The 8,157-nt window shown below is 42.3% G+C and carries 4 protein-coding genes; 2 read left to right on the top strand and 2 right to left on the bottom strand.

The features are described 5' to 3' along the window. Window positions 1-1,058 (bottom strand): branched-chain amino acid aminotransferase (locus AC1DPZ_RS17640; protein WP_477405763.1); only part of this gene is annotated, 1,058 nt, incomplete at its 3' end. Window positions 1,059-1,294: 236 nt separating this feature from the next. On the opposite strand from AC1DPZ_RS17640, the gene AC1DPZ_RS17635 reads away from it, so the two are divergent. Continuing rightward, window positions 1,295-4,153, top strand: a complete 2,859-nt coding sequence (locus tag AC1DPZ_RS17635) for a carboxypeptidase-like regulatory domain-containing protein (protein ID WP_477405761.1) — start codon at window positions 1,295-1,297, stop codon at window positions 4,151-4,153. 149 nt (window positions 4,154-4,302) lie between these two features. Here the strand turns inward: AC1DPZ_RS17635 and ettA are convergent, their stop codons facing one another. Further along, window positions 4,303-5,985 (bottom strand): energy-dependent translational throttle protein EttA, encoded by a 1,683-nt coding sequence (ettA, locus tag AC1DPZ_RS17630; protein WP_477405759.1) that lies wholly within the window; start codon window positions 5,983-5,985, stop codon window positions 4,303-4,305. Window positions 5,986-6,516: 531 nt separating this feature from the next. Between ettA and AC1DPZ_RS17625 the strand changes: the two genes are divergently transcribed. Next, the coding region (locus tag AC1DPZ_RS17625) for a Clp protease N-terminal domain-containing protein (protein ID WP_477405757.1) at window positions 6,517-8,157 on the top strand (1,641 nt) is incomplete at its 3' end.

Raw genomic sequence — 8,157 nt, 5'->3', positions numbered from 1 at the left:
AGGTAATTCCATCCATGGGTATCTGGTTCGCGGCCATATTTTACAGCATCAAGGGTTGCCAATACTTTTTGCGAGAATTCACGTGTTTTCGGGTCGCTTAAAAAGTACTCTTCGCCATCAACACTTATTGAACCTACCGAAGCTATGGTTGCGGCAGTACCTGCACCAAATGCATCGGTAAGTTTGCCATTTTTAGCCCCTTCAATAATTTCTGCCACAGAAACCTTGCGTTCCTCAACGGCAATACCCCACTCCTTGGCTAAGGTAATAACGGTATTACGGGTAACGCCATCTAATATGGTGTCTTTAGCTTCGGCGGTAATAAGTTTGCCATCAAGCATAAACATGGCATTGGCGGCGCCCATTTCTTCAATATATTTATGCTCTTTAGCATCTGTCCATATCAACTGATCAAAGCCCTCTTCGGTTGCTTTACGGCCGGGTAGCATCGAACCACCATAGTTGCCGGCTGCTTTTGCATAGCCCATACCACCTTCGGCAGCGCGGGTATAGTATGTTTCAATTTTTACACGCAGTGTTTTTGAAAAATATGGTCCTACAGGGCCTGTAAGCACCATATATTTATAGGTTGCTGATGGGGTTACACCCAGGTAAGGATCTGTAGCAAACATAAACGGACGGATGTATAAAGCATGGTTAGCTTTTGATGGCACCCATTCGCGGTCTATATCAACCACGGCCGCCATACTTTGTAAAAATATTTCTTCGGGCAGGGATGGCATACAAAGCCTTTCTGCCGATTTGTTAAAGCGGATTGCGTTTTTATCGGGGCGGAAAATGGTTACTTTTCCATCGGCATGTTTGTAAGCTTTTAAACCTTCAAAAAATGCCTGGCCGTAATGTAAAGCAGAAATTGCCGGGCTAAGTCCAATTTCGCCATAGGGAACGACCTGTAGGTTTTTCCATTCACCATCAGCATAATCGGCCATAAACATATGGTCAGAAAATGTTTTTCCGAATGGTAAGTTGTCAAAATCCGTTTCTGCTAAACGGGAATGGGTAGTCTTGGTGATCTTGATGTCCAGCGTCTCTGTCATGGCCTTAAGTATTATAATTAKAAAATGGCAAGTTAAGGAATTTTTTGTTGAGTTGACATAAGGAATTGATAGTTAGGGTAAAAAAGTGATGGGAGTGATGTAGGATTGCAGTTAAACGACATGCGTTCCCAATAATGCTATCCCGGAAAAAGATGGCCTGGTAATATTATTCTGTTATTGATTGTTTTAAAATAAAAACCCTAACTTCATAAAATAAACTTCGCCATACCAGCCTTATGAAGTTAAAGTGTTTAAAAGCAGCGCTTTGCTGTTTGTGCTTTTTATACGCTTCTCAAAAAAGCTTTGCACAAAGTGCGCAGACTTTATCTATTAAGAAGATCGGCGCCCTGATGGATTCCACTCAAAAGGCATCTCCTGTTGAAAAACTGTACATCCATTTTGATAAACCTTATTATGCCATAGGTGATACCATCTGGTTTAAATCTTATTTGTTTAATGCCGCGTACTTAACGGGTTCTTCATTAAATAGCTTGTTTTACATGGAGTTTATCAACGAAAAAAACGTGATGGTGAAACGTTTCATGTTCCCGGTGGCGGCGGGGCTAAGCTGGGGAAATATTGGTTTGAATGCCAAAGTGTTTACCAAAGGCAAGTACCGTATAAATGCTTATACCAACTGGATGCGCAACTTTGGCGAGGATTACATTTTTAAAAAAGATGTTTATGTAGGCGGCGTTGCTGTAAACGAATGGCAGGTAAACTCGGCGATAGACCTGAAAAAAGAACCTGGCAAAGCTCACGTAATCTTAAGATTTAACCAAGAGGACAAGATACCGTTGCGGTTAAAAACATTGGAACTGATTGTAAAAAATGGAACCAAGGTGTTATATCACAAAAGCCAGGAAACAAACCTTGATGGCATAGCTGAGTTGGTGTTTTCGCTGGAATCAAATGAGGTTAAAGATGGACTGGTGCTAAATGCCAAAGACCCAAAGGCCGAAAACGACGGACAGGAAACCTTGATACCGGTAACATCATCCCGGCAAAACGACATCGATCTGCAGTTTATGCCCGAGGGTGGTAACATAGTTGCAGGTTTACCCGCTCATATTGGCTTTAAAGCGATAGGACAGGATGGTCGGTCTGTTACAGTTAACGCCGATGTATTTGATCAGCATCGGCAAAAGATAGTTGCTTTAAAAACCGGCCACGGTGGCATGGGCGCTTTTGACATAATACCCAAAGCCGGCGAAAAGTACACGGCAAACGTAATGTTTAAAAACGGGCAATTGAAAACTTATCCCTTGCCTGAGGTAAAAGACTATGGAACAGTTTTACGCATAGAAGATACAGGTACGGATTCACTAATCGTGAACATATCGGCCGCATGGGGCAGTCGGCCTTTAAACAGTCAGTACTATATAGTGGGACAGGCCAGGGGGCTTGTTTGCTATGCGGCGGCTGTAAATGTAGCCGCTGGCCTGCTTTGCGTTGTGGTACCTAAAAGCGCTTTCCCGACCGGGGTGGGACGGTTTACGTTGCTGGATAATATGCTGCGGCCATTGAATGACCGGATTGTTTTTATTGATCATCATGATGCCTTACATATTGATATCGAACCCTATAGATCATCATTCAATAAAAGGGACAGCATAAACCTCGAAGTAAAGGTTACTGATCAGAACGGACAGCCGGTTGAGGGGAATTTCTCATTGGCAGTTACCGATAAAGCACAAGTTAAAGCCGACACTGCCAATAACGTCCGTAATTATATGTTGCTTACCTCCGATTTAAAAGGCGAGGTAGAAGAGGCTGGTTATTATTTTAAGTCAGATTCATCTGCCAAAAGAAAACTTGACCTGGATAACCTGTTGCTCACCCAGGGGTGGGTTGGTTATAATTGGGATAATGTAGTTAAGCCTGGCGCGAAGCCGGMATTTAATACCGAACCAGATTTTAAAATAAGCGGCCGGGTGCGCAATATTTTTAACAAGCCTATCCGCAACACGCATATACTGCTACTGTCCAAAAAACCGCAGATGATGATGGATACTACCACGGATGCAATGGGCCGGTTTACGTTCACCGATATTTTGCCGTTGGATACACCTGCCTATGTAATACAGGCACGCAATAAAAACGGCAAATCGTTTAACTTAAGTATCGTGGTGGACGATTTTAAACCGCCGGTTTTTGCAAAACCTGTTTTTAGTAACGCGTTATATACCACTCAAAATGATAGCATCCTGCTAAACTATATGAATAATTACGCGCGCAGGATAAAAAATATGGATGATGCAGGTTTAAAAGGACATTTGTTAAGACAGGTAAATATTCGTGCGAAAAAAATAATCAAGGGTTCAAATAATTTAAATGGGCCGGGTAATGCTGATGTAGTTATTGATCAGGCCGAACTGGAGCAAGCGGGTAGGAAAACTTTTTTGGATTTGTTACAAGAACACGTGGAAGGGTTTAGGGTAGGATCAATGACTTTGGTTGGCAAAAGCACAAAAGCCGGCGAGAATATGGGAAAAATGTTTTTTTTGACAGATACCACCGGAGGAGTAAGCTGGCCATTAAATATTGGTGTTAAGGACTGGTTTTTTGTGAAAGACAGGGCCATTAAGTTTTTTGTGGATGGAACAAACGTTATGCTGGTTTTTGCGGGAGGTCCATATAATGGCCCTGAATTAATGAAAAACTATCTTCAAACAAATTTGGCAGAAGACATTAAGGGAATAGAAGTTATGACTACTACCGGTAATACAGCCAATTATTTCAAAGGTAAATGGTCACGATTAAACGCATCCGATTTTGCCATTGTGGAGATCACCACCCGCTCTGGCCATGGTCCCGTGATCGACAATACTATCGGCCGGTATTTATACAAGCCTTTGCCGTTCAGTGTTCCGTCTGTTTTTTACAGGCCAAAGTATAGCATTAAGGATAAAATAGTTAATCCCGACTTACGCTCAACTATCCATTGGGAGCCTAATTTAATTACCGATTCGGATGGAAAAGCGCATGTTTCTTTTTATGCATCAGATAGCAACGCGGGATACTCGGTTATTTTGCAGGGGAGTAACATGAATGGGAATGTAGGGTATGGGATTGGGAGTATTAATGTAAAGTAGTAACTGATTGATAAAGACTTACGGGGTTTAAAAATCCGTAAGTCTGGCGATATTGGGGACGCAATTCAAAAGTCTCCCCTTCAGGGGGAGATTCACTATTGCTTATTTTTTAAAGGTGTTCACAAATGCCGCGCAGTTTAGAGGGGCTGCTACACCGTCAACTTCTTATACTTAATCCTCTTAGGTGCAATATCACCTAAACGTTTTTTCTTGTTCTCTTCGTAATCAGAATAGTTTCCTTCAAAAAAGTAAACCTGCGAGTTGCCTTCAAACGCGAGGATGTGGGTGCAAATCCTATCCAGGAACCAGCGGTCGTGGCTGATCACTACTGCGCAGCCACCAAAATTTTCAAGGGCCTCTTCCAATGCACGTAAGGTATTTACATCAATATCATTGGTGGGCTCATCCAGCAGCAGTACGTTCGATCCTTTTTTTAGGGTGATGGATAAGTGCACGCGGTTACGCTCGCCGCCCGATAATACACCTACCTTTTTCTGCTGATCGGCGCCGTTAAAGTTGAATTTGGAAACGTAGGCCCGTGAGTTAAGCGGTTTGTTGCCTACCATGATGGTTTCGAGTCCGCCGGTAACGTTTTCCCAAACAGATTTGTTGGGGTCAAGGTCATCATGCATCTGGTCAACATATCCTAAGGCAACGGTTGGACCTACACGGAAGGTGCCCGCATCCGGCTGGTCCTGCCCGGTAATTAAACGGAACAGGGTGGTTTTACCTGCACCGTTGGGACCTATAATGCCAACTATACCCGCAGGAGGCAACGAGAAGCTCAGGTTGTCAAACAATAATTTATCGCCATATGATTTGCTTACACCATTGGCCTCAATTACGATGTTACCTAAACGTGGGCCTGGCGGGATAAATAGCTCCAGTTTATCTTCGCGTTCTTTGGTTTCTTCGGATGCCAGTTTTTCGTAATTACCTAAACGCGCTTTTGATTTGGCATGACGGCCTTTTGGTCCCATGCGTACCCATTCCAGCTCGCGCTCCAGGGTCTTCTGGCGTTTGCTTTCGCTCTTATCTTCCTGGGCCAGGCGTTTGGCTTTCTGATCCAGCCATGAGGAATAATTTCCCTTCCATGGGATTCCTTCTCCCCGGTCAAGCTCCAGGATCCATCCGGCTACGTTATCCAAAAAGTACCTGTCGTGGGTTACGGCTATAACGGTACCTTTATATTGTTGTAAATGTTGCTCCAGCCAATCAATAGATTCGGCATCCAGGTGGTTGGTAGGTTCATCAAGCAGTAAAACATCCGGTTCTTTTAATAATAAGCGGCATAAGGCAACCCGGCGGCGTTCGCCTCCAGATAGTACCGAAATTTTGGTATCAGGCTCGGGGCAGCGCAGGGCATCCATAGCGCGCTCCAGTTTGGTATCCAGTTCCCAGGCGTTTACAGCATCAATCTGATCCTGCAGTTCGCCCTGGCGATTCATCAGCTTATCCATTTTGTCGGCATCGCTGTAGTATTCTTCCAGGCCAAATTTCTCGTTAATCTCTTCGTATTCCTTTAACAAGGCCGTGGTTTCGGCAACGCCTTCTTCCACAATTTCACGCACGGTTTTGTTAGCATCAAGCTCGGGTTCCTGGCTTAGGTAGCCTACTGTATAGCCCGGCGAAAAAACAACCTCGCCTATATTGGTCTTATCAATTCCTGCTATAATTTTTAATAAAGATGATTTACCCGAGCCGTTTAAACCGATAACGCCAATTTTGGCACCATAGAAAAACGAGAGATAAATGTTTTTTAAAACTGTTTTTTGCGGGGGATAAACTTTGCTAACCCCTGCCATTGAAAAAATGATCTTTTCGTCTGCCATTATAATTGATTAAAAAAAGAATTCAAATATGAGCCAAAATTGATTGATTACCTAAAAAAACAGGTTACAGAAAAAATATTTACTGCTATTTTAAATACTTGATGATTTATACATACTTGTAAGTATTTAATTGCGTTTAACATTGCAAAGTGGCAACTGTTTTGTTTGATTTCACGTATATATATGTAAACATTGAATAAAGATAATGTTAATGCCTAAATGACATACGGTATGACGAAATGCCTGTTTTAGCATATGATTTATAATTAATTAACACAATGTTTAAACTATTTTGAAATTTTTGTATCAAAATGGTATGTTTCGTTTGTATATTGTAAAAGAATTTGGTGATTGTTGAATTTTTTGATAAAAATTATCAATTAACCCCAAACTTTAATAGCTTGCGTATCATATGAATGTCTGTTTCTGCAAAGTGTTAAATGTTGGCAATATTGTTGATAAATGTTAAGTCATACGTCGTGTTTGTAAAAAATTTATAGATTAGGACGTTCATAATAATGAAAGGTATATATGGAAGCTAAATTTTCGCCGAGGGTTAAAGATGTTATTCAATATAGCAGAGAAGAGGCATTACGCCTTGGGCACGACTATATAGGAACGGAGCATCTTTTACTGGGCCTTATCCGGGATGGAGACGGCGTAGCAATTAAATTGCTGAAAGGTTTGAATGTTGATACTACAAAACTTCGCCGCGCTGTTGAAGATGCTGTTAAAGGTACCATTGGAACAAATGTACATATTGGCAGTATCCCACTAACCAAGCAGGCCGAGAAGGTATTAAAAATAACTTATCTGGAAGCCAAAATATTTAAAAGTGATGTAATTGGAACCGAGCACCTGCTGCTATCTATATTGCGCGATGAGGATAATATCGCATCGCAGATATTGGTACAGTTTAACGTAAACTACGAGGTGTTTAAAGGTGAAGTAGAATCACATAAAAACGATGTAACTGACGAAATGCCCGGATCGCCAACCGGCGGTGATGATGACTTTAAAGAAGAAGAATCATTTAGCCAGCCTAAAAAGGTATCAGACATTAAATCAAAAACACCGGTATTGGACAACTTTGGCCGCGATTTAACCCGCGCCGCCGAAGATGGTAAACTTGACCCTATTGTTGGTCGTGAAAAAGAGATCGAAAGGGTGTCACAGATCCTGTCGCGCCGTAAAAAGAACAACCCTATATTAATAGGCGAGCCAGGTGTGGGTAAATCGGCTATCGCCGAGGGATTGGCACTGCGCATTGTTCAGCGTAAAGTATCGCGTGTATTGTTCAACAAACGCGTGGTAACGCTTGATCTGGCTTCATTGGTTGCCGGCACAAAATACCGCGGTCAGTTTGAAGAACGTATGAAAGCGGTGATGAACGAACTGGAAAAATCACCTGATGTAATTTTGTTTATTGATGAAATTCATACTATAGTAGGTGCGGGCGGTGCTTCAGGCTCGCTTGATGCATCAAATATGTTTAAACCTGCTTTGGCAAGGGGCGAGATACAATGCATTGGCGCAACTACTTTAGATGAGTATCGTCAGTATATCGAGAAAGATGGAGCTTTGGATCGCCGTTTCCAAAAGGTAATGGTTGAGCCGGCTACTCCTGTTGAAACTATCGAGATCCTGAACAGGATCAAAGAAAAATACGAAGAGCACCATGGTGTAACCTATACTCCCGAAGCTATTAATGCCTGCGTTAACTTAACTRCCCGTTACATTACCGATAGGTTTTTACCGGATAAGGCTATCGATGCCTTGGACGAATCGGGCTCACGCGTGCATTTAACCAATATTCATGTACCACAAAATATACTGGATATTGAGCAAAAGATAGAGCAGATCAAGATTGAGAAAAACAAGGTTGTACGTAGCCAGAAATATGAAGAGGCTGCACAACTGCGCGATACTGAAAAGAATTTGATTGCAGAACTTGACCAGGCCAAAGCTGTTTGGGAGGCCGAAACAAAATCAAAACGTTATACTGTAACCGAAGATAATGTTGCCGAAGTAGTATCAATGATGACAGGCATCCCTGTACAAAGGGTAGGCCAGGCCGATAGCCAAAAGCTATTGCACATGAGCGATACTGTTGCCAGCAAGATTATTGGCCAGGATGAAGCTATCAAAAAATTAACCCGTGCTATACAACGT

The organism is Mucilaginibacter sp. P4_G9 (assembly GCF_056400985.1).
The sequence above is the reverse complement of the archived record's forward strand: the minus strand, read 5'-3'. Positions and strand labels throughout refer to the sequence as shown.

Coding starts and splice junctions, on each gene's coding strand:
- ettA (WP_477405759.1), bottom strand. CDS start 5,985: ATGGCAGACGAAAAGATCATTTTTTCAATGGCAGGGGTTAGCAAAGTT.